General features: G+C 60.6%; 22 protein-coding genes. 13 read left to right on the top strand and 9 right to left on the bottom strand.

Features of this window, described 5'->3' with window-relative positions:
• Positions 1-89: 89 nt before the first annotated feature.
• Positions 90-707: a TPM domain-containing protein gene (locus tag BFW87_RS18645; RefSeq protein ID WP_078741214.1), complete on the top strand. Its 618-nt coding sequence runs from the start codon at positions 90-92 to the stop codon at positions 705-707.
• On the opposite strand, the gene BFW87_RS18650 is transcribed toward BFW87_RS18645, so the two are convergent.
• Positions 708-1,316, bottom strand: a complete 609-nt coding sequence (locus tag BFW87_RS18650) for a TetR/AcrR family transcriptional regulator (protein WP_078741215.1) — start codon at positions 1,314-1,316, stop codon at positions 708-710.
• Between the two features lie 154 nt (positions 1,317-1,470).
• Between BFW87_RS18650 and BFW87_RS18655 the strand changes: the two genes are divergently transcribed.
• The 4 genes from BFW87_RS18655 (at position 1,471) to BFW87_RS18670 (ending at position 6,649) form a co-directional block, all read left to right on the top strand.
• Positions 1,471-2,718, top strand: coding sequence for a serine hydrolase domain-containing protein (locus BFW87_RS18655; protein ID WP_078741216.1), 1,248 nt, complete (start codon positions 1,471-1,473; stop codon positions 2,716-2,718).
• Between the two features lie 124 nt (positions 2,719-2,842).
• Positions 2,843-4,174, top strand: coding sequence for an alginate export family protein (locus tag BFW87_RS18660; protein WP_078741217.1), 1,332 nt, complete (start codon positions 2,843-2,845; stop codon positions 4,172-4,174).
• A gap of 38 nt (positions 4,175-4,212) precedes the next feature.
• Positions 4,213-5,313: a polyamine ABC transporter substrate-binding protein gene (locus BFW87_RS18665; protein ID WP_078741218.1), complete on the top strand. Its 1,101-nt coding sequence runs from the start codon at positions 4,213-4,215 to the stop codon at positions 5,311-5,313.
• Positions 5,314-5,431: 118 nt separating this feature from the next.
• Positions 5,432-6,649: a class I SAM-dependent methyltransferase gene (locus BFW87_RS18670; RefSeq protein ID WP_078741219.1), complete on the top strand. Its 1,218-nt coding sequence runs from the start codon at positions 5,432-5,434 to the stop codon at positions 6,647-6,649.
• A gap of 107 nt (positions 6,650-6,756) precedes the next feature.
• Here the strand turns inward: BFW87_RS18670 and BFW87_RS18675 are convergent, their stop codons facing one another.
• The 4 genes from BFW87_RS18675 to BFW87_RS18695 form a co-directional block, all read right to left on the bottom strand.
• A complete protein-coding gene (locus BFW87_RS18675; RefSeq protein WP_078741220.1) occupies positions 6,757-7,656 on the bottom strand; it encodes a DMT family transporter in 900 nt (299 codons plus the stop codon).
• Between the two features lie 231 nt (positions 7,657-7,887).
• Positions 7,888-10,446: a TonB-dependent receptor gene (locus tag BFW87_RS18685; protein WP_078741222.1), complete on the bottom strand. Its 2,559-nt coding sequence runs from the start codon at positions 10,444-10,446 to the stop codon at positions 7,888-7,890.
• A 128-nt stretch (positions 10,447-10,574) separates the two neighbouring features.
• Positions 10,575-11,543: a FecR family protein gene (locus tag BFW87_RS18690; RefSeq protein ID WP_078741223.1), complete on the bottom strand. Its 969-nt coding sequence runs from the start codon at positions 11,541-11,543 to the stop codon at positions 10,575-10,577.
• Positions 11,540-12,079, bottom strand: a complete 540-nt coding sequence (locus tag BFW87_RS18695; protein ID WP_078741224.1) for an RNA polymerase sigma factor — start codon at positions 12,077-12,079, stop codon at positions 11,540-11,542. The genes BFW87_RS18690 and BFW87_RS18695 overlap by 4 nt, the downstream gene beginning before the upstream one ends.
• Before the next feature lie 171 nt (positions 12,080-12,250).
• Between BFW87_RS18695 and BFW87_RS18700 the strand changes: the two genes are divergently transcribed.
• Complete coding sequence (locus BFW87_RS18700) at positions 12,251-12,583, top strand: YegP family protein (RefSeq protein ID WP_078741225.1); 333 nt, start codon at positions 12,251-12,253, stop codon at positions 12,581-12,583.
• Positions 12,584-12,637: 54 nt separating this feature from the next.
• Here BFW87_RS18700 and BFW87_RS18705 read toward each other — a convergent pair whose 3' ends face one another.
• Positions 12,638-13,516, bottom strand: a complete 879-nt coding sequence (locus tag BFW87_RS18705) for a dihydrodipicolinate synthase family protein (RefSeq protein ID WP_078741226.1) — start codon at positions 13,514-13,516, stop codon at positions 12,638-12,640.
• Between the two features lie 25 nt (positions 13,517-13,541).
• On the bottom strand, positions 13,542-14,324 hold the full coding sequence (locus BFW87_RS18710; RefSeq protein WP_056857421.1) for an aldolase: 783 nt from the start codon (positions 14,322-14,324) through the stop codon (positions 13,542-13,544).
• A 105-nt stretch (positions 14,325-14,429) separates the two neighbouring features.
• On the opposite strand from BFW87_RS18710, the gene BFW87_RS18715 reads away from it, so the two are divergent.
• Positions 14,430-14,957 (top strand): helix-turn-helix domain-containing protein, encoded by a 528-nt coding sequence (locus tag BFW87_RS18715; RefSeq protein WP_078741227.1) that lies wholly within the window; start codon positions 14,430-14,432, stop codon positions 14,955-14,957.
• 122 nt (positions 14,958-15,079) lie between these two features.
• Here the strand turns inward: BFW87_RS18715 and BFW87_RS18720 are convergent, their stop codons facing one another.
• Positions 15,080-16,096, bottom strand: coding sequence for a DUF4917 family protein (locus BFW87_RS18720; protein ID WP_078741228.1), 1,017 nt, complete (start codon positions 16,094-16,096; stop codon positions 15,080-15,082).
• A 123-nt stretch (positions 16,097-16,219) separates the two neighbouring features.
• On the opposite strand from BFW87_RS18720, the gene yiaY reads away from it, so the two are divergent.
• The 6 genes from yiaY (at position 16,220) to BFW87_RS18750 (ending at position 23,010) form a co-directional block, all read left to right on the top strand.
• Complete coding sequence (gene yiaY, locus BFW87_RS18725) at positions 16,220-17,368, top strand: L-threonine dehydrogenase (RefSeq protein WP_078741229.1); 1,149 nt, start codon at positions 16,220-16,222, stop codon at positions 17,366-17,368.
• 94 nt (positions 17,369-17,462) lie between these two features.
• Complete coding sequence (locus BFW87_RS18730; RefSeq protein WP_078741230.1) at positions 17,463-18,137, top strand: NAD(P)H-binding protein; 675 nt, start codon at positions 17,463-17,465, stop codon at positions 18,135-18,137.
• The gene (locus tag BFW87_RS18735) at positions 18,137-19,048 is read left to right on the top strand and encodes a LysR family transcriptional regulator (RefSeq protein ID WP_078741231.1); all 912 of its coding nucleotides are present in this window, start codon (positions 18,137-18,139) and stop codon (positions 19,046-19,048) included. The genes BFW87_RS18730 and BFW87_RS18735 overlap by 1 nt, the downstream gene beginning before the upstream one ends.
• 439 nt (positions 19,049-19,487) lie before the next feature.
• Complete coding sequence (locus BFW87_RS18740) at positions 19,488-20,681, top strand: CaiB/BaiF CoA transferase family protein (protein ID WP_078741232.1); 1,194 nt, start codon at positions 19,488-19,490, stop codon at positions 20,679-20,681.
• Positions 20,678-21,619 carry a hydroxymethylglutaryl-CoA lyase gene (locus tag BFW87_RS18745; protein ID WP_078741233.1) on the top strand — a complete coding sequence of 314 codons (942 nt, stop codon included), beginning with the start codon at positions 20,678-20,680 and terminating at the stop codon, positions 21,617-21,619. Before BFW87_RS18740 ends, BFW87_RS18745 begins: the two co-directional genes overlap by 4 nt.
• Before the next feature lie 59 nt (positions 21,620-21,678).
• Positions 21,679-23,010, top strand: a complete 1,332-nt coding sequence (locus BFW87_RS18750; protein WP_078741234.1) for an MFS transporter — start codon at positions 21,679-21,681, stop codon at positions 23,008-23,010.
• Here BFW87_RS18750 and BFW87_RS18755 read toward each other — a convergent pair whose 3' ends face one another.
• Positions 23,011-23,499: a DMT family transporter gene (locus BFW87_RS18755; protein WP_078741235.1), complete on the bottom strand. Its 489-nt coding sequence runs from the start codon at positions 23,497-23,499 to the stop codon at positions 23,011-23,013.
• Positions 23,500-23,568: the final 69 nt, after the last annotated feature.

Raw genomic sequence — 23,568 nt, forward strand, 5'->3', positions numbered from 1 at the left:
TGTGTATAAGGGACAGGGCGGTGGTTTTGGCGGTGGCGGGGCTTCAGGCGGCTGGTAATGACAATAACTAGAAAAGAGCATCTACAACCATGGCATTACTGACTGAACACGAGCAGCGCCAAGTCGCCGAAGCGATTGCCCGCGTCGAGAAAACCACCGATGCCGAATTGGTGACCGTGCTGGCCGCCCGCGCCGACGACTACGCCTACATTCCGCTGTTGTGGGCCAGTTTGATCGCGCTGGTGGTGCCCGGCGTGGTGCATTACCTGTCGGGCTACCTGACCATGTACACCTTGCTGCTGGCGCAGTGGGCGACGTTTATCGTGCTGTGCCTGGTGTTTCGTTTGCCAGAGGTCACCACGCGCTTGATCCCCCGTTCGGTGCGGCATTGGCGTGCGTCGAACCTGGCGCGGCGCCAGTTCCTGGAGCAGAACCTGCACCACACGCTGGGCAGTACCGGTGTGCTGATTTTTGTCAGTGAAGCCGAGCGGTATGTGGAGATTCTGGTGGATGACGGAATTTCCAAGCGCCTGGATGACAGCAGTTGGGACGTGATCGTCAAGGCGTTTACCCAGCAGGTGAAACAGGGGCAGACGCTGGCCGGGTTTATTGCCTGCATCGAAGCCTGCGGCGAGTTGCTCAAGGTGCATGTGCCGTTGACGCAGACGCGCAATGAGCTGCCGAACCGGCTGGTCGTGCTGGAGTGATCAACGGGGTTCACGCAGCCCGTCAAAGATCAGCTGTATGAACTGGCGCACGCGCTTGCGATGAGCCTCCACGTCTATCGGTGTGTCGCTGACCACTCTCAAAAACTGCAAGGTCAGGTATTCGTTGAGTACCGAAGCGGTGTAGTCGGGGCAGATGTCCTGACGCACTTGGCCTTGTTGCTGCAGGTGCCGGAGTAATTTTCCAACCTCGGCGTTCAAGGTTTCGTTGATCAGCGTGAGCCGTTGCGAGGTCGGGCCGCTGTAGCTTATGGCTAACAGTTCACACCAGACCGACGCGGGCAACGCCTCCAGCTCATGGCTCATGACCAGGCTTTCGAGGTGGCACAGGGCATCGACCGGATCGTCGAATTGCGCGGTCAGCGCAGTCATGTCGTGCACGGCCATTTCGTCGCTTTCGCGCAACAGATTGATCAGGATTTCCTGTTTGCTGCCAAAATAATTAAACACCGTGGGTGGCGAGACACCTGCTTTCTCTGCGATCTGCTCCACGGTCGTCGCGCCATACCCTTGAAGCCGAAACAACGCGATGGCCGCTGTGCTGATAGCCTGCCGGCGGGCTTCTTTTTGACGCTCACGTAATCCACTCAATGCCTGTCCCCAACCGCCTTTGAACCCGTTGTGAGGCGAGTATAGGTTTTTTTGATGGAAAAAACTTTTAGTTGACTAAATAAATTTACTGGAGGAAAAATAAATCAGCTGGCCCGCCCGGGACAGCGTTTTATTCACTGTCAGGATTTATGCGATGTCTCACTCATTTCAACGGGCGATGGCTTTGGCTTACGCCGAACGACAGGACCGCCAACCCACGCCGCCGCTGATGACCGGGCTGCCGCCGGTTGCGGCGCAACAGGTCAAAGCCGCTGATATTTTGCTGGCGCCCTACAACCGCTGGAGCTTTCAGCATCTGAGCCAACTGTGCCCTACGCTGGTGGTCGCGGCCGGCAATGGCCAGTCGAGTGCCCTCGGCGAAGGTGCGATAGACCTGGACGACTTCACCTTTCCCAGTTTGTCGGGCTTGAGCATCAGCCTGGCAGAGCATCTGGACGCCACCTTCACCGACGGTTTTCTGGTGCTGAAAAACGGCCGCACGCTCTATGAGCGTTACTTCAACCATCAGCAGCCCGACACCCGGCATATCATGTTTTCGGTGACCAAATCGGTGACCGGCGCACTGGCCGAGCAGTTGATCGAGGAGGGTGTGCTCGACCCGGATGCTTTGGCGCGGCACTACGTTCCCGAGTTCCAGGGCACGGCGTTCGAGGATGCGACGGTGCGCCAAGTGATGGACATGGCCATAAGCATTCAATACGTCGAACACTACGAAGACCCCCACTCGCCGACCTCCCACCTGCATTACACCGTGGGCCTTACGCCGACGCCGCCGGGTATAGAGCCATTCGCATCGTTGTACGACTGGCTGTTGGCATTCAAGCCCAAGGGCGAACACGGCGGGTTTTTCCGCTATGTCACCGCCACCACCGAAGCGATGGGCTGGATCATGGAACGCGCCAGCGGCAAGCCCGGCCACCAGTTGTTCAGCGAGTTGTGGCGGCAGTTGGGCTGTGAGCGCGATGGGTTCATGTTGGCGGACCCCAGCGGCCATGGTGTTGTTGGCTTCGGTTTCAATGCCACGCTGCGTGACATGGGCCGTTTCGGTCTGATGCTGCTCAACCACGGCCAATTCAACGGCCGCCAGGTCCTGCCCGCCGAAGCCGTCAAACGCATTGCTCGCGGCAACGACCCGGCGGTATTCGCCACCAACGCGGAGTTTGCCGAGTGGGCGCCAGGTGCGTCCTACAAGAGCCAGTGGTACGTGTTCAACGACACGGCAATCATGGCCGTCGGCATCCATGGGCAGTGGGTGTATGTCGACTTCAAGGCCGATGTAGTGATCATCAAGCAGTCTTCATCACCGCAAGCCGAAACGATCCTGGACACCGATACCGTGCACTTGCTCAGGACACTCGCCGAGTCATTGACCGACGTCTGAGTGCAGGCGCGGCCCCTATAAAAAGTTCTTCCGTAACGCGTTGTAACCCAAGCGTTCTTGGGCACGCTTGTGCCCGAAACACTGCCCTGTCGAATAAAAACCAGAATGCAGGAGCTTAATTACCATGAACCGATACTTGATATCCGCACCCTGTGGTGCCGTTGCGTTATCGCTGTTGGCCACGTGCCGCATCGCAACGGCCGGCTATACCTTTGAAGAAGGCGACTTCAAGGGCGAGTTCAACTTCAGTGCCTCCTCGACCGTGATCAATAGCCATAACGCCAACTTTGGCCTGGGCAAGGTCGATATGCGCGACGGCGAACTCGGCAAGCAGAACAATCGATGGCAGGAGTATTACTTCAAGCCCGGCGTGACGTTCAGTTATGCCCTGGCGCCCGGCTTCAGCCTGATCGGTGGCGGTTCGCTGGTCGCTGCGGGTACCGGCGGCGATGGCGATGCCGGCGGCTACAGCCACGGCGGCGCCCACAACACTTCGGTGGAAGAGGCCTATGGCGGCTTCCAGGCGGGCGACTGGCGGCTGACCCTCGGCGATCAGAATTACCGGGTCGGCAATGGCTTTCTGGTGATGGACGGCAACCTTGACGAGTTCGGCGAGGGCGCGTATTTCAGTGCGCCGCGCACGGCCTTTCGTGATGCCGCGGTGTTGGGCTGGCAGCACGAGGCGGTGTCGGCCCAGGCCTTCAGTCTGAAGACTGACGGGCATCTGGGCAGCGTGCGCATGTCCGGTGCCAACATCGATCTGAAGCTGAAAACTGCCACCCTTGGCGCGATGGCTTTCAACGTTGACGCCGAGGATGAAGCGCCAGGTGCATTGATCCCTCGTGATGGCATGCGGGTTTATAACCTGCGGGCGCTCAACGCCAGCGTGCCGGGTTTGGACGCCCTGGTGTTCAACGCTGAGTATGCAGTCGAACGCGGAAGCGGCAAGCAGCTCACCTACGACGCGAGTGCCTGGTACGCCTCGGCGGATTACACCTTTCATGACCTGCCGTTGCAGCCGACGTTTGGCTATCGCTACGCGACCTTTTCCGGCGACAACAACCCAAGCGATAACACGCGCAAGGACTGGAACCCGCTGAGCAAGGGCTACACCGATATCGGCACGTGGGTGATAGGCGATGTGGTCGGCAACTACCTGCTCTACAACACCAATGAACAAGTGCAGACCTTGCGCGCCAAGGTGCACTTCAATGAGCAATGGGCGACGGGGGCGCAGTACCACCGGTTCATGCTCAATTCCGATTACTACTTCGGCACGCCGGTCAGTGATCGACACTTTGCCAACGAGACCGGGGTGTACATGGAGTGGACACCCACCGAGCACATCTACACGTCGCTGTCCTATAACTGGGTTAACCCCCAAGACGGAGCGCGGCAGGCCTTGGGCAATGACAGGTTTGACGCTTTGGAATGGTTCTTCGCTTACACCTTGTAAGCCTGGGTTCTTATCTTTTCGACCATTGAGTTCATTCGATGAAAATCATCAATAGCGTGTTCGCCACCTTGCTCCTGATCCTGTGCCTGCCGATTAACCTTGTGAGCGCCGCCCAGCGCGAGGTGAGCATCTACAACTGGGTGGATTATCTGCCCGAGCAAGTGATCAAGGACTTTGAAAGCAAAACCGGAATCAAGGTCAACTATGACGTTTTCGACAGCTCCTACACCCTGGAAACCAAGATGCTCACGGGCACGTCGGGGTACGACGTGATCTTCCCCAACAGCATCCAGGTCGCCAAATTCATCAGTGCGCAGTCCCTCACCCCGCTGGATCGGCAGGCATTACCGAACGCCTCGCACCTGGCCCCCGACATCATGAAAAACCTCGAGCACGTCGACCCGGGCAACCGCTATGCCGTGCCGTACCTGTGGGGCACGACGCTGATCGGCTATAACGCCGACAAAGTCAAAGCCGCGCTGGGCGACAACGTGCAGCTCGACAGCTGGGACGTTTTGTTCAAGGAAGAAAACATCGCCAAGCTGCAATCCTGCGGCGTGGCGGTATTGGATGCGCCGGAGGAAGTGCTGCCTATTGTCATGCACTACCTGGGCCTGGATCCGAGCAGCAAAAGCAAAGCCGACTACGAGAAAGCCGAAGCTGTGCTGCTGAAAATCCGCCCCTACGTGCGTTACTTCAACTCCGCCAAACTGGCGGCTGACCTGGCCAGCGGTGATATCTGTATCGCGATTGGCTGGTCCGGTGCGATTTTGCAGGCGCAAGGCCTGGCGGCGTCGTACAACAAGGGCAATGACATCCGCATGCTGCTGCCCAAAGAGGGCACATTGATGTGGGCGGACACCATGGCCATCCCCAAGGGCGCGCGGCACCCCGAAGAAGCACTGGCGTTTATCAACTACCTGCTGGACCCGGCCGTTATCGCTCAAGTGTCGAATATCATCGGCTACCCGAACCCTAACAAGGACGCCGAGTCACGGGTCAACCCTGACCTGCTGAAGAACAAGGCGATGTTCATTCCGGTGGAGCAACGCGCGCACCTGTTCAGCCTGGCGCCGGTGCCGGTGAGTACCGAGCGCTTGATGACGCGTATCTGGACCCGGATTAAAACCGGGACCTGAACGCCGGGCGAGCGGGCGCTGTCCGCTCGCCCTTCGACCGCTGGTCAAATAACTCCGTGCCCTGACGGCCTATCCCCCCTAAAATGCCCGGCATTCCCAGCCCGAGGCGTTTTTGTTCATGTCCGTCACCGCTCAACCTGCGCGCCCTGCGCCGGATCATCACGCCCAGTTCATTGAACTGCTGAGCGAAAGCCTCGCGCAGAACGCCTTTATCAAGCTGGTGCTGGCCAAGTACGTGGGTGAGGAGGCCGAACTGCAACGGCTGATCATCAAGCCTGTGACGGTCAAGGAGCAGGCGTGCCTGTCCTTCGTGTACCGCTACAAGACCCGTGACATCACCAAGAATTTCCCCCTGGCCGAAGGCGTGGCGGCGATTGCCGAGCTGCTGCCGGCGTCGTTCAAGAACGCTCACTTGCTGTCGCTGACCGACGAAGCCCAACTCGAATACAGCAAGAAGAACAAAAGTTCGCTGTTCAAAAGCAAACCGCAGCAGCTGCGTGAAGCGCCATCGGCGGAGCATAACCGCGAGAAGAATCGCTTCCTTGATCTGAGCCGGCCGTTTCTTGCCGACCTGGGCGTGACCGACGCCAAGCAAACGTTGATCCCCTCGATGTCGCGCAAGTGGAAGCAGATCAACAAGTTCATCGAAGTGTTCAGCCACGCGCTGACCACCTCGCCGTTGAAGCTGGACGCGCCGGTACGCGTGGCTGATTTCGGTTCGGGCAAGGGCTACCTGACCTTCGCCATCCACGATTACCTGCGCAACACGCTCAAGGCCGAGGGTGAAGTGACCGGTGTGGAACTGCGCGAAGACATGGTGACCCTGTGCAACAGCGCCGCTGCGCGCCTGGAGCACCCGGGGCTGGTGTTCAAGTGCGGTGACGTGCGCAGCGTGGCGCCGAGCGAGCTGGACGTGATGATCGCCCTGCATGCCTGCGACATTGCCACGGACTACGCGATCCACACGGGTATTCGTTCCGGTGCGTCGATCATCATGTGCTCGCCGTGCTGCCACAAACAGATTCGCCTGCAGATCCAGAGCCCGGTATTGCTCAAGCCGATGCTGCAATACGGCCTGCACCTGGGCCAACAGGCGGAAATGGTCACCGACAGCTTGCGTGCGTTGTACCTTGAAGCCTGTGGTTATGAGACCAAGGTGTTTGAGTTCATCTCACTGGAGCACACCAACAAGAACAAGATGATCCTGGCGGTAAAACGCGCAGAGCCGGTGGACAACGCGCAGTTGCTGGAGAAAATCCGGGAATTGAAGGCGTTCTACCACATCACCGAGCATTGCCTGGAAACCCTGCTGCGCGCGGATGGTTTCCTGGCCTGAGAACGCCGCAGATCAAGTGTGGGAGCGGGCTTGCTCGCGAAAGCGGTGGGTCAGCCACCCATTTATTGACTGATATACCGCATTCGCGAGCAAGCCCGCTCCCACATTTAGACCGAGCTCGGCTTGGGAACTGGCGCTGACTGCACCGCCGTCTTGCGCCCCAGCATCACCGTCACAATCACCCCGCAGGCAAACAACCACGTGATCGGCTCGATATGTTCATCAAAGAACAGCGCCGAAAATGCGATGGTGAAGAAAATCTGCAGCAGCTGAATCTGGCTGACCCGCGCAATGCCGCCCATGGCCAGCCCGGCGTACCAGGCAAAAAAGCCCAGGAACTGCGAGAACAGCGACACATACCCGAACGCCCACCAGGCGCGCATGGAAATTGCGCCTTGATGCTGCGCCGCCAGGTACCACACCGGCCCGATCAATATCGGCGTCGACAACACCAGCGCCCAGCAAATCACCTGCCAGCCGCCCATTTCCTTGGCCAATCGGCCACCTTCGGCGTAACCCAAACCGCCCACGGCAATTGCGCCGAGCATTAGCAAGTCGCCTGCCTGAATACTGCCGGCGCCGGTGATCAGCGCGTAACTCAACACCAATGCACTGCCCAGCGCGGCACAGGCCCAGAAGGCTTTCGACGGCCGCTCATGGGACAGCCACGCCGCATACAGCGCCACGCACAGCGGTTGCAGGCCGTTGACCAGCGCGCCATGGGACGCCGGCAAGGTTTGCATGGCCCAGGCCGACAGCACCGGAAAGCCGAGGATCACCCCGGCGATCACCAGGCACAGCCCGCGCACCTGGCGCCAGGTCGGCCAGCGCTCGCGGCGCCACAGCAACAGCGCCGCCGCCGGAATCGCCGCGAACAACGCACGGCCCAGGCCGTTGAGCAGCGGGTGAATTTCCTGCACCACGATGCGGGTAAAAGGCAGGGTCAGGCTGAAGATGACGACGCCCAGCAGGCCGAGGGCCATGCCGGTGTTTTCGCGCGAGCTCATGGTGGGGGACCGGAATCAAAAGGGCTTCAAGGGACGCCCATCTAGCCACAACCCCCGGCAGATGCGGGCTTACAGCTGGTGGCAGATTTATCCGTACAGTTTCGGCAGACACTGAAGCTCAAATGTGGGAGCTGGCTTGCCTGCGATGGGATCGCCTCGGTTTTACTGATAAACCGAGGTGGCCGTATCGCAGGCAAGCCAGCTCCCACACAAACCCGCACCCACACGGATTTAGAAGAACCGTGTCACGCTGATTTTCGCATCGCGGCCTTTGGTGTAGGCGCGGTCGCCGCTCAAGGCCGGGCGGAAGTTTTCGTTGAACAGGTTGTCCACGGTGAAATTCACCTCGGTGCCCTTCAGGTAAGCCTGTTGCGGTTTCCATCTGGCGAACAGGCCCTGGGTGTTGTAGCGCTTGTTGCCGTACTGGTCGTAGAACAGGTCGCCCACGGCGCTGCCCGGGCCGCCTGAGTAGGTGTCGCTGGGCAGGCGGCTGGTGGCGCCGATGAATTGGCCGGTCCAGCCGACCTGAGCGTCCCACGCCGGAATGTTGGTGCCGAGCACCAGGACCCATTTGGTCGGCGGAATATCGCGTGCCGCCACATCCGGCCCCCACGGGTTGGTGTAGGCGCCTTCGTGATCGCCCTTGGCGTAGGCAAATGACACCGAACCGAACAGGTAGGTTGAGTTGTAGAAAGTTTCGAGCTCAAAGCCCTTGATGGTCAGACCGCCGATGTTGCGGTAGTTGGCCATCGCCCCCGGCGGGCAGGCACTGGAAATCGTGCCGCCATTGACGGCCTGGTTCTGGCAGCCGACGCCCGTGGCCTTGAAGATTTCATCCTCGACCTTGTTATGGAAAAACGTGGTGCGCACTTGCAGGTTGTCATTCTGCGCGATCAGGTTATCGAAGCTGCTGACGCTGCCCAGGGTGATCGAAGTGATGCGTTCCGGGTCGAGGTCGACGCTGGTGGCGGTGCGGCTGCCCAGGCCTTGCACTTCGTATTGTTCGTCGATCACCGGCGCACGCCAGGTTTTGCTCCAGTTGGCGAACAGCCCCAGGTGCGGCGTGACGTTCCAGAATAACGCCAGGCGCGGCGACCAGCCGGTGTAGGTGCGGTCGCTGTAGTCGTGGCCGAACGACGGATCAGGATTGTCGTAATACGGTGCGTCGTTGCCTTCGCCGCGGTTGCGCACGTGGTCGTAACGCAGAGACGGGGTGATGGTCACGTCGCCGACCGTCACCGCGTCCTGCACGAAGAAGCTGTTGGTATCGACCTTGCCGTGGGGCATGAAGCCCGGCTGGAAGTGCCCGTAGTTGTAGCGTGCGGTGTTGTAGGTGGCGCCCGGCATCCACATTTCGGTTTCGCGGATGTGCTTGCGGATTTGCCCGCCAACCGTCAGCGCATGCTGCAAGGGGCCGGTGTCAAACAGGCTGAGGTTGCGGATGTCGAGGTTCTTGTCGGTGTAGGCCGTGTCCATCTTGCGCCCGCCGGTGGCCAGCTGGAAAAACGCGGTGGCGTCGCGCTCGTCGGTCTGGTCGGTGTTGGACTGCGAGTACTTGATGGTCAGGTCCACCAGCGGGTTGTTCGCGGGCGTGTATTCGTATTTGCCCGACCAGGTGGTGTCGGTGGTGTCGCGCTGGGCCAAAAAGCGTTTCAAGGCATTTTCGTAGCCGTAGCGGTCGATGTTGGCCTGGGTCGGCGGTGTCGGGTAGCTGGCGGCCGAGAAGGGTGTCCAGCGGTTGCTGTGGGAGCGCGAGTAGGAAAACCCGGCGCTGTGTTCTTCGGTGAAGTGCGCATTGACCTTGAACAGTTTGCCGTCCACATCCTGGGCGCTGTTGGGCAGGCGCTGAGGGTTGATCGGGTACTGGTTGTTCTCGTTGGGCAGCTTGCCGGCCACCTTCATGTCGCCGCCGTCACGCTGAGTGAGGTAGGCGAGGGCGTCGAAACGACCGTCGTCGGTGCGGCCATACACGGCGCTGCTGTAGATCTGTTCGTGGTCGTTGCTCGAGTAACCGTATTTGAGCATCGCGCCGCTGTTGCGGCCGTCCTGGAGCAAGTCCGGGGCATCCTTGGTGGTCATGTTGACCGTGCCGCCAAAGCCGCCGTTGCCGGTGAACGGGGAGTTGGGGCCTTTCTCGACCTCAATGCTTTTGATCAGCTCGGGCTCGATAAACACCGTGCCTTGCTGGTAGCGCTCAAAGCCGGTTTTGGTGGCGCCGTCGACCGTCATCGGCACGTCTTCAGCATCGCCAAAGCCACGGATGTTGATGGTCTGGCCGCCGGGTTTGAGCGAGCCGCCCTGGCTTACGCCGGGCAAGGTTTGCAACAGGCTGGGAATGTTGTTGGCCTGGTAGCGGTCGATGTCGGCCTGGGTCATGGTCGAGCGGTTGACGGTGCTGGAATCGACTTCGTTACCGGTGCCGATCACGCTGAGGGCGTCCAGTTGGATGGCACCGCTGTTGGTGGTCTTGCCCTCGTCGGGGCGCACCACGTAGGTGCTGCCGACTTTGATCAGGGTGAATTCGCCGTTTTTCAGCAGGGTACGAATTGCCACTTCCGCGGTGTAGTCGCCGCTGAGCGCGGGCGCCTGCACGTTCTTGAGCAGGCTTTCATCGAACAGCAGCTGGATTTTCGCCTGCTGTGCCACCTGGCTCAGGGACGCGGCCAGCGACTGGGCGGGCAGTTGCAGGGTGAACGACTCGGCCTGGGCCGTGAGGCTGAACGCCATGCAGGTGGCGATCAGGGTCGGTCGAGCAAACAGGTGCGAAGCGTGGCAAGGCGCGCGAAACATGAAATCCCCCGGGGTGGCCAAATAGCCGAAAAGGTGTGCGTATCGAACACAATCGGGAAGAAGACGGGGCAGGTAGAAAAAACCACACATGCGAATGCAAAATATTCTCAAGTGTGGCGTGGCGCGCTTTATTTGCTCGCTTCGATTCTCACAATGCCGTCGGCCGACGCCACGGTTTTCACGGGTAACAGGGCCGGCAGGGCGTTAAGCAGGGCGTCGGGGTCATTGACATCCAGGTTGCCCGATACCTTCAACTGCGCCACGGTTTTGCTCACCCGCAACGGCGCCTGCGGGCGGTAGAGGCTCAATTCGTCGATCAGGCTGGCCAGGTCCCGATTGCGAAATGACAAGTGCCCGCTGCGCCAGTCGGCCACTGCCTCGCCGGTGAGTGTTTGCTGTTGCACGGTGCCCTTGGTGTAGTTGTAGCTGGCGCGCTGTCGGGCGCCGAGCAAGGCCACGGGGCTTTTGGTGTCCGGTTCGAACGCCACTTGGCCGTGGGCGACGCTGACCACCAGTTGCTGCTGGCTGCGCCGCACGTCGAAACCGGTGCCCACCACCCGCACATTCGCCTCGCCGGCCTGCACGTACAGCGGTCGCTCTTTATCGGCGGCGACTTCGATATACAGCTGGCCCTTGTCCAGATGAATGAGGCGTTGATGGGCAGTGAAATCCAGGCGCAGACGCGTGTTGGCATTCACATATAACGTGCTGCCGTCGGGCAGGTTCAAGGTGCGCATGCCTTTGGCGTGAGCGGCGACTTGCGCGTGATACAGCCCACGGGGCGCGCCGACATTCGTGGTCAACACCGCACACACCAGTGCAGCCGCCACGGCGAGGGCCGGGCGCCACGTCGACGGTTTGCGTTTGGGCAGTGCCACGGGTTTGTTCAATTGCTGCAACTGGGCGAGGTCGGCCCACAGTTGCTCGAATTCGGCATAGGCGCGCGCGTGGGCCGGGGTTGCCTGCCAGACGGCAAACGCCTTGCGGTCGGCTCGCCCCGCTTCGCTGCGGTTGCGGGCAAACCAGCCGGCGGCCTGGGCATCGATGGAGTCAATTTGCTCGATGTCCACAGCGCCGATGTCGCTCAGGCGGTTCATGCTGGCTGCTCCATGCCGGGTTCGGGTTGAAGGCGTCGCTTGCAATGCAGCAGGGCAAACGCGATGTGCTTTTCCACCATGCTGGTCGAAATGCCCATGCGCGCGGCGATCTGCGCCTGGCTCAGGCCTTCGAAGCGGTGCAGCATAAGGGCTTCTCGCCTGCGGGGCGAGAGTTCTGCGAGGACTTCTTTCAACTGTTCCAGACGTTGCTGACGCTGTGCGGCGGCCATGGGGTCGTTTTGCTCGTCGGCGACCGGCTCGGCGTCCTTTTCGGCCTGATCCTGGTGGACGGTGTGCCGAACCTTTTGCTTGCGCCAGTGATCGCGCAGCAGGTTGCGCGCCATCTGGAACAGAAACGCCCGTGGCTGCTCGACCTTGGCGCGGTCGCGGTAGTCCAGCCACTGGGTGAAAACATCCTGGGTCATGTCCGCCGCGTCGCTGGCGTTGTCCGTGCGCTTGCGCAGGAAATGCAGGATATCTGCATAAAACCCGCGAAAGGCATCGGCCGACAACGGGTCGGGCTTTGGACGAGACATGGATATCCTTCTTGACGAAGCACGACGTAGAAAAGTCGCGAATGATATCGAGAACTATTGTCATTTGTCTTCAGGTAAATACCCGTTGCTGATGCCCGGCTGGAATTACGCCGGGCATAGCCTTTAATCCTACGTGCTAGTGAATGAAGTCCCACACAAAAGGAGAGCATCATGGCTGGATGGTATGAGTTGAGTAAAAGCAGCAACGGGCAATTTCGTTTTGTGCTGAAGGCGGGGAACGCTGAGACTATTTTGACCAGCGAGCTTTACACCACCCGAACAGCAGCTGAAAGCGGCATTGCTTCCGTGCAGACCAACAGCCCGCTTGACGAGCGCTATGAGAAAAAGGTGGCCAGCAATGGTCAGTCGTACTTCAACCTCAAGGCTGCCAATCACCAGGTGATCGGCACCAGCGAGCAGTATTCCTCGACAGCGGCGCGCGACACTGGCATTGCCAGCGTCAAGACCAATGGCCCGAGCACCACGATCAAAGACAAGACCTGACCGTGTTGTAAAAACCAACGCCCCGGGGCTGTCAGGTGCCCGGGGCGTTTTTGTTCAGAGGGCAGCGAGCAAGGCCTTCAGTTGATCGCGCCCGGTCTCGCCCAGTGGAAATACCGGCAACCGTGGATCACCGGCATTCAACCCGGTCAGCTGCAATCCAGCCTTGACCGTCGCCGGCAAACCGCCCTTGAGGATGAATTCCAGCAACGGCAACTGGCGATAAAACAGCTCACGCGCCTTTGTCAGATCATTCGCCAGTACTGCGTCATACAAATCCAGATTGAGCTGCGGGATCAGGTTCGGTGCCGCCGTGCACCAGCCTTTGGCGCCCGCAGCAAAGGCTTCCAGCGCCAGCGGGTTGCAGCCGTTGTAGAACGGTACGTCGCTGTGCCGTTTTAACTGGTGCATGCGCTGAATATCCCCGGTGCTTTCCTTGACCATGGTCACGTTGGTCACCTGCTTGATGATGCGCAGGATCAATTCCACCGACATATCCGTGCCGCTGGTGGCCGGGTTGTTGTAGAGCATGATCGGCACACCGATGCTGTCGCCAATCGCGGCGTAATGGGCGAGGATTTCCGCGTCGCTGAGTTTCCAGTACGAAGCCGGCAGCACCATCACCACATCGGCGCCGTTGGCTTCGGCGTAACGCGCCCGGCGCACGGCCTTGGCGGTGGTGAGGTCCGACACGCTGACGATGGTGGGCACGCGCCGGGCGATTTTTGCCAGGCTGTAGGCGCTCACTTCGTCCCACTCGGCATCGCTTAAATAAGCGCCTTCGCCGGTGCTGCCCAAGGGGGCAATGGCGTGCACGCCGCTGTCGATCAAACGGTCGATGGAACGGCCCAGGGCGTCGAGGTCGATGCGTGAACCGTCGGCGCTGAACGGGGTAATGGTGTAGCCGATGATGCCGTGAATGTTTGGGCTGGACATGCAGAGTCTCCGGTCGAAAAGGGGATCAATTCAGGCAATCGGCGTGTTTGCGCAGGTTCTGCCGGGCGTAGTAGTTGAACGCGGCGCCATGGCGCTTGGGCTTGGAGATCCAGTCATGGGCCTCACGCCCCAGTTCCGGCAGGATCGGCTTGATGGTGCCCGCCGACATCGCCAGCAACTGCAACTTGGCCGCGCGTTCGATCAACTGCGCGATCACGCAGGCTTCCTCGATGCTCGCCCCGGTGGACAGCTGGCCGTGGTGCGAGAGCAGAATCGCGCGCTTGTCACCGAGCGCCGTGGTGATGATTTCGCCTTCTTCATTGCCCACCGGCACGCCCGGCCAGGCCTCCAGGAATGCGCAGTCTTCGTACAGCGGGCAGAGGTCCATGTGCGACACCTGCAACGGCACTTCCAGCATCGACAACGCGGCAATGTGCGTCGGGTGCGTATGGATGATGCAGTTCACATCCGGCCGCCCACGGTACACCCAGGTGTGAAAGCGGTTGGCCGGGTTGGGAATGCCGTGGCCTTCCAGCACTTCCAGATCTTCGTTCACCAGTAACAAATTACTGGCCGTGATTTCATCAAAACCCAGGCCCAACTGCTGAGTGTAATAGGTGCCAGGCGTCGGCCCGCGTGCGGTGATCTGCCCGGCGAGACCAGAGTCGTGGCCGTGTTCGAACAGGATGCGGCAGGTGAGCGCCAGCTTTTGCCGGTCGGTCCACGTATTATCCGCCAGGCTATTTTGCATCTGGATCAGCGCTTGCTTGACCAGTTGGTCTTTGGGGAGTGCTAATGTCTTGGCCATATCGGGTGCCCTCGGTGGCTGCAAATGACACTAACGATGCTATATGACACTTTGTGTCATTGGCAAGCGCAGCTCTCGCCTTTCTGCATGGATTAACCGCAGCACATGTCTATCCGTTTGAAATTATTAAGAAAAAAACTTGGTGTAACCCTGGATGTGCTGGCTGAAAAGTCCGGGATGACCAAGAGTTACCTGTCCAAGGTCGAGCGCGGGCTCAATACGCCGTCGATTGCTGCCGCGCTGAAACTGGCCAAGGCGTTGAATGTGAAGGTCGAAGAGCTGTTCAGCGAAGACAGCGTCAGCCTTGACGGCTACAGCCTGGTGCGCAGCCATGAACGGCCGGACACGGCGCCGGGTTACGCGGTGCTCGCCCATCAGGTCAGTGAACGCAGCTTGTTGCCGTTCATCATCTATCCGCCGGCGGAATTCGCCGACAAGACCTTCAAGGAGCACGTGGGGGAGGAGTTTTTGTTTGTGCATGAAGGCCAGGTGGAAGTGGACTTCATGAATGAGCGGGTGATTCTGGAACGGGGGGATGCGCTGCATTTCAATGCGCAGAAGCCGCATCGGATTCGCTCGGTGGGGGTGGTTCAGGCGCAGTTGCTGGTGGTGGTTCACAGCTCGGAAGAGTGATCCATTCGACAGTTGAAATACGGTCAATGTGGGAGCGGGCTTGCTCGCGAATGCGGTGTATCAGTCAACTGATGTGGAGCTGACACACCGCATTCGCGAGCAAGCTCGCTCCCACATTTTAATCAGTGTTCGACAGGGACGGACAGTGCCGAATTACCCAGCGGGTGGGTACGCGCCGCAAAGAACTTCAACGCCACCCCCGTGCCCTCAAACAGCTCCGAATACCGCCGCTTCTGCTGCCGAATAAACCCGTCACTGCGCCCCGACACCGAGATCGCCAGCGTCGTCAGCCTGGCCTGGCGAAGCGCATCTACCAGGTGTTTGTCCTGCGGCCCCAAATCATGACCAAAGATGCACAGCGCACCTGCATGGCTCAGCAGTTGCTCATAACAAAACGACAGATAATCCGAACTGCGAATAGTCTTGAGCTTCTCCTCAACCTTGCCTTCGCTGACAAACAGCGGCACATCATCCAGCGTCTTGATCGTGTTGTAGATCGCGAAGCTGCTGAGCAAGGTGCTGTCGGTAGACGGCAATTTGCGCGCAGTGCCATCCAGGTTGCGCACCAGGTGCAGGCCGCCGTGCAGGTAGAGAATGCGTGTGGCGTCGGTGTGGGTCGTGCGCAGGTCAAAGCTGGCGTCGGCGCTGCGAAACAGGTCGTCGATCCCTGGCGTGTGCAGGATCGCCCAGTAATTGAGCAAGTCGTAGTTGCTGGTGAACACGGTGGGGTAAGTCACCAGTTCCGCGTTGATCGCCGCCAGCGTCGAGGGCTGCACCAGGCGCCACGGGATGTGCACGGCGTGGATGGTATTGATCAGCGCTTCCTTGATCGCGTAATAGCGATTGCGCGGCGCCGCCGAGCTGACCGCCAAGGCTTTGTTGACCCGACTGGTGGTTTTCAAGGCGCACAGGGCTTGCTCGAAACTGCGGGTTTGCAGGGCGTCGAATACGCTGAGCTCGGATTGGCTCAAGGGTTTTTCTTCGACGGTGCGTGCGTTTTCGAACAGCGAGTCGTAGGCAAAGTCTTCCCAAATGGTACGGCTTGCGCCGTTGCCGATCAGAATCCCGCTGAAATCGACTGCGCTTCGCACGGCGCTCCAGTCTTCAAGGTGGGCGTCAATATCCTGGAAATCCTTCATTGCGGCGGGTCTACTCGAAATCGGCGGGGCGCTGACTTTATCACGAGCCGGCGTTGATCCTGATCAAGATGCGCCGCGCGGTACAGGTTGATGCTGTGAGCACAACGCCTCTGAGGACTTTCCATGAGCAGCACCTTCTTCATTCCCGCCGTGAACATCATGGGCACCGACTGCCTCGACGAAGCCATGACCGCCATCCGCAACTACGGCTTTCGCAAGGCGTTGATCGTCACCGACGCCGGGCTGGCCAAGGCGGGCGTGGCAAGCATGATTGCCGAGAAGCTGGCGATGCAAGACATCGACTCGGTGATCTACGACGGCGCCAAGCCCAACCCCAACGTGGAAAACGTTGAGAAAGGCCTGGTGCTGCTCGAGGCCAATGCCTGTGATTTCGTGGTGTCTCTCGGCGGCGGCTCGCCCCATGACTGCGCCAAGGGCATCGCGCTGTGCGCCACCAACGGTGGGCATATTGGCGATTACGAAGGTGTCGACCGATCGAGCAAACCGCAGCTGCCACTGGTGGCGATCAACACCACCGCCGGCACCGCCAGCGAGATGACCCGTTTCTGCATCATCACCGACGAAACCCGTCACGTGAAAATGGCCATCGTCGACCGTAACGTCACGCCGTTGTTGTCGGTCAACGACCCGGCGCTGATGGTCGGCATGCCCAAAGGCCTCACAGCCGCCACTGGCATGGACGCCCTGACTCACGCGATTGAAGCCTACGTGTCCACCGCCGCCACACCGATCACCGACGCCTGTGCGATCAAGGCCATTGAACTCATCAGCGCCAACCTGCGCCTGGCGGTGCGTGATGGCGGCGACATGACTGCGCGGGAAAATATGGCGTACGCGCAGTTTCTCGCGGGCATGGCCTTCAACAATGCGTCGCTCGGTTTTGTGCATGCCATGGCGCACCAATTGGGCGGGTTGTACGACTTGCCCCACGGCGTGTGCAACGCGGTGCTGCTGCCCCATGTGCAGAGTTTCAACGCGAGTGTCAGCGCCAAGCGCTTGAGCGACGTGGCGCGCGCGTTGGGCGCCGATATCAAGGGGATCACGCCGGAGGAGGGCGCCCAGGCGGCCATCGCGGCGATTCGCGCGCTGTCTCAGGACGTTGAAATTCCCGCCGGCTTGCGCGAGTTGGGCGCCAAATTGCAGGACATCCCGTTGCTGGCCACCCATGCGTTGAAGGATGCCTGCGGGCTGACCAACCCTCGGCGGGCTGATCAGCGTCAGATCGAGGAGATCTTTCGCAGCGCGTTCTGAATAGGGCAGTTGTGCGCTGCAAGCGGTAAGCTACAAGCTGAACTGCATTCAACTTGAGCATGAAGCTTGCGGCTTGCCGCTGAGGTCCCCCCCTATGAGAGTCCTGCTTTTCGGCGCCACCGGCATGGTCGGCCAAGGCGTGCTGCGCGAGTGCCTGCTGGCCGATGACGTACAGGAAGTCGTCGCCGTCGGCCGCACGCCCTTGACCCAGGAACACGGCAAGCTGCACCAGGTGTTGCACAGCGACATGCTGGACTTCCAACCCCTGGAAAACCTGCTGCAAGGCTTTGATGCCTGCTTCTTCTGCCTTGGTGTGTCGTCGGCGGGCATGAATGAAGTCAAGTACACCCACCTCACCTATGACCTGACGCTGGTCGCGGCCAGCACCCTGGCGCGGCTCAACCCGCAGATGACCTTTATCTATGTGTCCGGTGCCGGCACCGACAGCTCCGAGGCGGGCAAGTCGATGTGGGCGCGGGTCAAGGGCAAGACCGAGAACGCCTTGCTGCGCCTGCCGTTCAAGGCGGTGTACCTGTTCCGGCCCGGGGTGATTCAGCCGCTCTACGGCGTGCGCTCGAAGACGCCGCTGTATCAATCTTTCTATACCGTGCTCGGGCCAGTGCTTTCATTCTTTCGCCGGATAAAACCGGGTTGGGTGGTGAGCACTGAAACGGTCGGTCGGGCAATGTTGCAAGCGGCGAGTGTGGGGGCGCCGCAACCGGTGGTTGAGCAGGCCGAGATCAATCGCTTGGCCGACGAGCGCCGCTGATGTTGCACAAAAGTCTGGTTCGCCGCCTGGACCTGATCACCTTGCAGTTGTTTGTCGCGGTGTTCGAGGAGGGCACGCTGACCCGCGCCGCGGCCCGCGAAGCCATCGCTGTGTCGGCCGCCAGTAAGCGCCTGATGGAATTGGAGCAGGTGCTGGGCGTCAGCCTGTTTGTGCGACGCGCCAAGGGCATGGACCTGACAGCCGCCGGTGAGACGCTGTTGCACCATGCACGGCAGATGCTGTTCAACGTCGAAAAAATGGGCCTGGAACTGGGCGAGCACAGCCACGGCGTGCGCGGTTATGTGCGCATGCTGGCGAATCTGTCGGCGATTATTCAGTTCCTTCCTGAAGATTTGCGAGACTTTTCCGAGCTGCACCCGGCGGTGAAAACCGATCTGGAAGAACGCCCCAGCCATGGCGTGGTGCAAGGCGTGCTGGACGGGGTGGCTGACCTGGGCATCTGTTCCAGCGACACCGACACCAAAGGCTTGCCCAGCGTTGTTTATCGTCACGACAAACTGGTGGTGCTGATGCCGGCGGACCATCCGCTGGCGTCGCGCACAAGCCTGGCGTTTGCCGAAACCCTGGGCAGCGATTACGTCGGCCTGCATGCGGCCAGTTCCATCAACATGCGCACTCACGCCGCCGCGCGTGAGGCGGGCCAGACACTGCGCCTGCGCATTCACGTGCCGGGGTTTGATGCAATGTGCCGGATGGTGCAGGCGAACATGGGCATCGGCATCCTGCCGCAGAAAGCCTATGAACTGTTTGGCCGCGCGCTGGGCTTGCATGCTGTGCCGCTGACGGATGCGTGGTCCGATCGCCGGTTGATTCTGGTGGTGCGCGATGAGGTGCAGTTGTCCCCAGTGAGCCGGTTGTTGTTTGAATATCTGCGCGGGGCGTTGGATTAGGTGAAACCCTGGTGGCCTCATTGCAGCATAGGTATCTACACAACTTTAACTCTACGCATAAACCCGAGCAGATAGGGCTGTTGTGGCGAGCGGGCTTGTCCCGCGTTGGGCTGCGTAGCAGCCCCAAAGGGAAGAATGCGGTGGGTCAGGTATTCCAGCGCGTCCGGTTTTAGGGCCGCTTCGCAGCCCAACGCGGGACAAGCCCGCTCGCCACAGGAAAATTCGGTAGCCCCTGAAAGTTGTATAGATACCTATGCTCATCGCAGGCAAGCCAGCTCCCACAGTGGAATGCGGTCACCTGTGGGAGCCGGGATTGCCCGCGATAGCGATCTATGAGCGTTCGCCATTCGCGAACGCTCCTTGCCAACTGACGGTTGGATTTCCCCCATTGGCGTCCTCTAGTCTTGGCCGCACATTCCAAGAATAAGAGGTACACCCGATGACGGCTCCCCTGAGCGGTATCAAGGTGATCGAGATCGGCACGCTGATCGCTGCGCCGTTCGCCGCGCGGCTGATGGCCGAGTTTGGCGCCGAGGTGATCAAGATCGAAGCCGTGGGGCAGGGCGATCCGCTTCGCAAATGGCGAAAGCTGCACGAAGGCACCTCGCTGTGGTGGTACCTGCAGTCGCGCAACAAGAAGTCCCTGGCGCTGGACCTCAAGTCGCCTGAGGGGCTGGACCTGATCAAGCAACTGCTCGGCGACGCCGACGTGCTCATCGAGAACCTGCGCCCCGGTGGCCTCGAGAAACTTGGCCTGGGTTGGGAGGTGCTGCACGCCATCAACCCCAAGCTGACCCTGGTGCGTATTTCCGGCTACGGCCAAACCGGCCCGTACCGCGACCGCCCGGGTTTTGGTGCGATCGGCGAGGCCATGGGCGGCATTCGCTACACCACCGGCAACCCGGATTCGCCCCCGGCGCGGGTGGGCGTGAGCCTCGGTGATTCGCTGGCGTCCCTGCACGGCGTGATCGGTGCTTTGATGTCGCTGCTGCGGGTCAAGACTGGCCAGGGTGACGGGCAGATTGTCGATGTGTCCCTGGCCGAAAGCGTGTTCAACCTGATGGAAAGCCTGGTGCCGGAATACGACATGCTCGGCCACGTGCGTGAACGCAGCGGTGGCGCCTTGCCCGGCATCGCGCCGTCCAACACCTACCTGACCGCCGACGGCGCTTATGTGGTGATCGCTGGTAACAGCGACCCGATCTACAAACGCCTGATGAATACCATCGGCCGCGCCGACCTGGCCGAAGCCGCCGAATTCGCCCACAACGACGGCCGCGCGGCCAAAAGTGGTTTGCTCGACGCAGCCATTACCCACTGGACCAGCAGCCTGCCCATCGACCAGGTGCTGAGCGCGCTGGAAGCTGCCGAAGTGCCGGCCGGGCGTATCTACTCCGTGGCCGATATCGTCAGCGACCCGCACTATCAGGCGCGCGACATGCTGCTGGATGCCGAGCTGCCCGGCGGCATGTCGGTGAAGATGCCCGGCATTGTGCCCAAGCTGTCCGACACCCCGGGCAGCGTGAACTGGCAAGGGCCAACCCTGGGCCAGCACACTGACGACATCCTTGGCAGCCTGGGCCTGACCGGTGCCGATATCCAACGCCTGAAAACCTCGGGAGTGGTGCAATGATCACTGATTATTCTGACACGCTGATCGTGCAGGAAGTGTCCCCGCGCGATGGGCTGCAAATCGAGCCGACCTGGGTGGAGACGGCCGACAAGATCGCCTTGATCGACCAGCTTTCCCTCGCCGGTTTTTCGCGAATTGAAGCCGGTTCGTTCGTCTCGCCCAAGGCTATCCCGGCGCTACGTGATGGCGAGCAAGTGTTTCAGGGCATCACACGCAAACCCGGTGTGATCTATGTGGCGCTGATCCCCAACCTCAAGGGCGCCCAGCGCGCCATCGAGTCCCGCGCGGATGAACTGAACCTGGTGATGTCCGCCAGCCAGACCCACAACCTGGCCAATATGCGCATGCGTTGCGAGGCGTCGTTGGCCGCATTCGGTGACATCACCCGCTTTGCCGCCGATTACCCGGTGCGTCTGAATGGCAGCATCGCCACCACGTTTGGCTGCCCGTTCGAAGGCAAGATCGACGAAGACCGTGTGCTGCAGATTGTGGAGGCCTATCAGGAACTCGGCATTCAAGGTATCAGCCTCGCCGACACCACCGGCATGGCCAATCCAAGGCAGGTCGAGCGTCTGGTCAAACGCGTGTTGCAGCGCGTCTCGGCCAGCGACCTGACCCTGCATTTCCACAACACGCGCGGCCTGGGTTTGTGCAATGTGCTGGCTGCTTATGAAGCCGGTGCCCGTCGCTTCGACGCCGCGCTCGGTGGCCTCGGTGGTTGCCCCTTTGCGCCAGGCGCCTCGGGCAATATCTGCACCGAAGACCTGGTGAACCTGTGCGAGGAGGTCGGTATTCACACCGGCATCGATCTGCCACACCTGCTGCACATGTCCCGTCGCCTGCCTGCCTTGCTGGGCCATGAGTTGCCCGGCCAAGTTGCCAAGGCCGGGCGCAATTGCGACCTGCATCCACCACCGGACTACATCGCCACGCTGTAACCCTGCACCAGACAACAAAAACAATCGGACGCCGTTGAGCAGTCCGCTGGAGAGAAAGCATGAGCACTAATACGTTGGAGGCCGGCGCGCGCCCGGCCGCTGAAATCGATGCTGAAAAAGCCCTGGTCAGCAAGGTCGCCTGGCGCCTGATGCCGCTGATCATGGTGTGTTATTTGTTCGCGTTTTTTGACCGTATCAACATCAGCTTCGCCAAGTTCCAGCTGCAAACCGACCTGAGCCTGAGCGACACCGCCTACGGCTTGGGCGCCGGGTTGTTTGTGGTGGGGTATGTGATCTTCGAAGTGCCGAGCAACATGATGCTGTACAAGGTCGGCGCGCGGCGCTGGATCGCGCGGATCATGATGTCGTGGGGGCTGGCGACGGCGGCCATGGTGTTTGTCACGGCCGAATGGCAGTTTTATGGGCTGCGCTTCATCATCGGCGCGATGGAGGCGGGTTTCGCGCCGGGCGTGCTTTATTACCTGACCTTGTGGTTCCCGCAGCATTTCCGTGGGCGGATTACCTCGATGCTGTTTCTCGCGTCGGCATTCGCGGGGCTGGTGGGCGCGCCGTTTTCCGGCCTGGTGCTGGAGCACCTCGATGGCGTGCTGCAAATGCGCGGCTGGCACTGGCTGTTTCTGCTCGGCGGCTTGCCGTGCATCGGCCTGGGTTTTCTGGTGCTGACCCGGCTCAAGGATCGCATTGAAGATGCCCACTGGCTGACGACGGAGGAGAAGACCTTGCTGTCGAGCCGCATCGCCAAACATGAGCCGAATCAGCACGGCGGTTCTTTGTTGTCGGCGATCCGTATTCCGGGTTTCCTGATGCTCGGCTTTATCTACTTTCTGATTCAGGTGGCGTCCTACGGCCTTAATTTCTGGGCGCCGCAATTGATCCGCAGCGCCGGTACCCAAAGCCCGGTGATGATTGGCCTGCTCACGGCGATTCCTTATGTGTGCGGTGCGATCAGCATGGTGGTGATCGGGCGGCTGTCGGATGCGACGGGCGAGCGACGCAAGTTTGTCTGCGGGCTGGTGGTGCTCGGTGCAGTGGGCTTCTTCAGCGCCGGGATCTTTGCCGATCACACCACCTTCCTGATCATCGCCCTGGGCATGCTGGGCGCCGGCATTATTGCGTCGATCCCGACCTTCTGGACCCTGCCGCCGAAACTGCTGGCTGGCGCGGGGGCCGGTGCGGCGGGTGGCATCGCGGTGATCAACACGCTGGGGCAGTTCGGCGGTATCGTCAGCCCGGTGATGGTGGGGCGCATCAAGGACCTCACTGGCAGCACCACCCCGGCGCTGTATGTGATCGGCGTGTGCGCGCTGTTGGCGGCGGCGCTGCTGCTGTGGGGCCTGCCGCAAAAACTGCGTACGCTGGACAAGGGCTGATCAGCCCGCCGTTGCCAGTGCGCGACCGGGGGTGGCGCTGAACTGAATCAACGCCACCCCGCCGATCAACAACAACGCCCCCAGCACGCGGGGCGTTGTCAGTTGGCGCTCCACCAGGCCAAACAGGCCGAAGTGGTCGAGCATCAGCGAAGCAATAATCTGCCCGGCCATGGCCAAGGCAATAAAACCGGACGCGCCGAGCTTGGGCAGCAGCATCAGCGCCAATGAAATAAAGCACACGCCAAACGCGCCCCCGGCCCACATCCACAGCGGCGCCTGCGTGATAAACGCGAGGCTCGGCAGCGGCAGGCGCATCGCGATAATCACCGGCAGCAACACGATGATGCTCACCAGCAGCGAAGCCAGGGTGGCCCACAGCGGGTGGCCGAGCCCGCGTCCGAGGTTGGCGTTGATCGCACTTTGAAACGGCACCACCGCCCCGGCGATGACCGCCAGCGCCAACAAACCTGTCCAATGCAACGTTGTCATTTCGAATTTCCCAGAGGTTTTTCTGGACTCTAGGCTATTCGTCGCGCAAATTTAAATTCCAAGTTCTTA

This window comes from Pseudomonas fluorescens, assembly GCF_002022275.1.
Classification (GTDB): domain Bacteria; phylum Pseudomonadota; class Gammaproteobacteria; order Pseudomonadales; family Pseudomonadaceae; genus Aquipseudomonas; species Aquipseudomonas fluorescens_AJ.

Excerpts from the sequence above, each read along its gene's own strand:
- BFW87_RS18645 (WP_078741214.1), top strand. The coding sequence starts at position 90 with ATGGCATTACTGACTGAACACGAGCAGCGCCAAGTCGCCGAAGCGATT.
- BFW87_RS18655 (WP_078741216.1), top strand. The coding sequence starts at position 1,471 with ATGTCTCACTCATTTCAACGGGCGATGGCTTTGGCTTACGCCGAACGA.
- BFW87_RS18660 (WP_078741217.1), top strand. The coding sequence starts at position 2,843 with ATGAACCGATACTTGATATCCGCACCCTGTGGTGCCGTTGCGTTATCG.
- BFW87_RS18665 (WP_078741218.1), top strand. The coding sequence starts at position 4,213 with ATGAAAATCATCAATAGCGTGTTCGCCACCTTGCTCCTGATCCTGTGC.
- BFW87_RS18670 (WP_078741219.1), top strand. The coding sequence starts at position 5,432 with ATGTCCGTCACCGCTCAACCTGCGCGCCCTGCGCCGGATCATCACGCC.
- BFW87_RS18675 (WP_078741220.1), bottom strand. The coding sequence starts at position 7,656 with ATGAGCTCGCGCGAAAACACCGGCATGGCCCTCGGCCTGCTGGGCGTC.
- BFW87_RS18685 (WP_078741222.1), bottom strand. The coding sequence starts at position 10,446 with ATGTTTCGCGCGCCTTGCCACGCTTCGCACCTGTTTGCTCGACCGACC.
- BFW87_RS18690 (WP_078741223.1), bottom strand. The coding sequence starts at position 11,543 with ATGAACCGCCTGAGCGACATCGGCGCTGTGGACATCGAGCAAATTGAC.
- BFW87_RS18695 (WP_078741224.1), bottom strand. The coding sequence starts at position 12,079 with ATGTCTCGTCCAAAGCCCGACCCGTTGTCGGCCGATGCCTTTCGCGGG.
- BFW87_RS18700 (WP_078741225.1), top strand. The coding sequence starts at position 12,251 with ATGGCTGGATGGTATGAGTTGAGTAAAAGCAGCAACGGGCAATTTCGT.
- BFW87_RS18705 (WP_078741226.1), bottom strand. The coding sequence starts at position 13,516 with ATGTCCAGCCCAAACATTCACGGCATCATCGGCTACACCATTACCCCG.
- BFW87_RS18710 (WP_056857421.1), bottom strand. The coding sequence starts at position 14,324 with ATGGCCAAGACATTAGCACTCCCCAAAGACCAACTGGTCAAGCAAGCG.
- BFW87_RS18715 (WP_078741227.1), top strand. The coding sequence starts at position 14,430 with ATGTCTATCCGTTTGAAATTATTAAGAAAAAAACTTGGTGTAACCCTG.
- BFW87_RS18720 (WP_078741228.1), bottom strand. The coding sequence starts at position 16,096 with ATGAAGGATTTCCAGGATATTGACGCCCACCTTGAAGACTGGAGCGCC.
- yiaY (WP_078741229.1), top strand. The coding sequence starts at position 16,220 with ATGAGCAGCACCTTCTTCATTCCCGCCGTGAACATCATGGGCACCGAC.
- BFW87_RS18730 (WP_078741230.1), top strand. The coding sequence starts at position 17,463 with ATGAGAGTCCTGCTTTTCGGCGCCACCGGCATGGTCGGCCAAGGCGTG.
- BFW87_RS18735 (WP_078741231.1), top strand. The coding sequence starts at position 18,137 with ATGTTGCACAAAAGTCTGGTTCGCCGCCTGGACCTGATCACCTTGCAG.
- BFW87_RS18740 (WP_078741232.1), top strand. The coding sequence starts at position 19,488 with ATGACGGCTCCCCTGAGCGGTATCAAGGTGATCGAGATCGGCACGCTG.
- BFW87_RS18745 (WP_078741233.1), top strand. The coding sequence starts at position 20,678 with ATGATCACTGATTATTCTGACACGCTGATCGTGCAGGAAGTGTCCCCG.
- BFW87_RS18750 (WP_078741234.1), top strand. The coding sequence starts at position 21,679 with ATGAGCACTAATACGTTGGAGGCCGGCGCGCGCCCGGCCGCTGAAATC.
- BFW87_RS18755 (WP_078741235.1), bottom strand. The coding sequence starts at position 23,499 with ATGACAACGTTGCATTGGACAGGTTTGTTGGCGCTGGCGGTCATCGCC.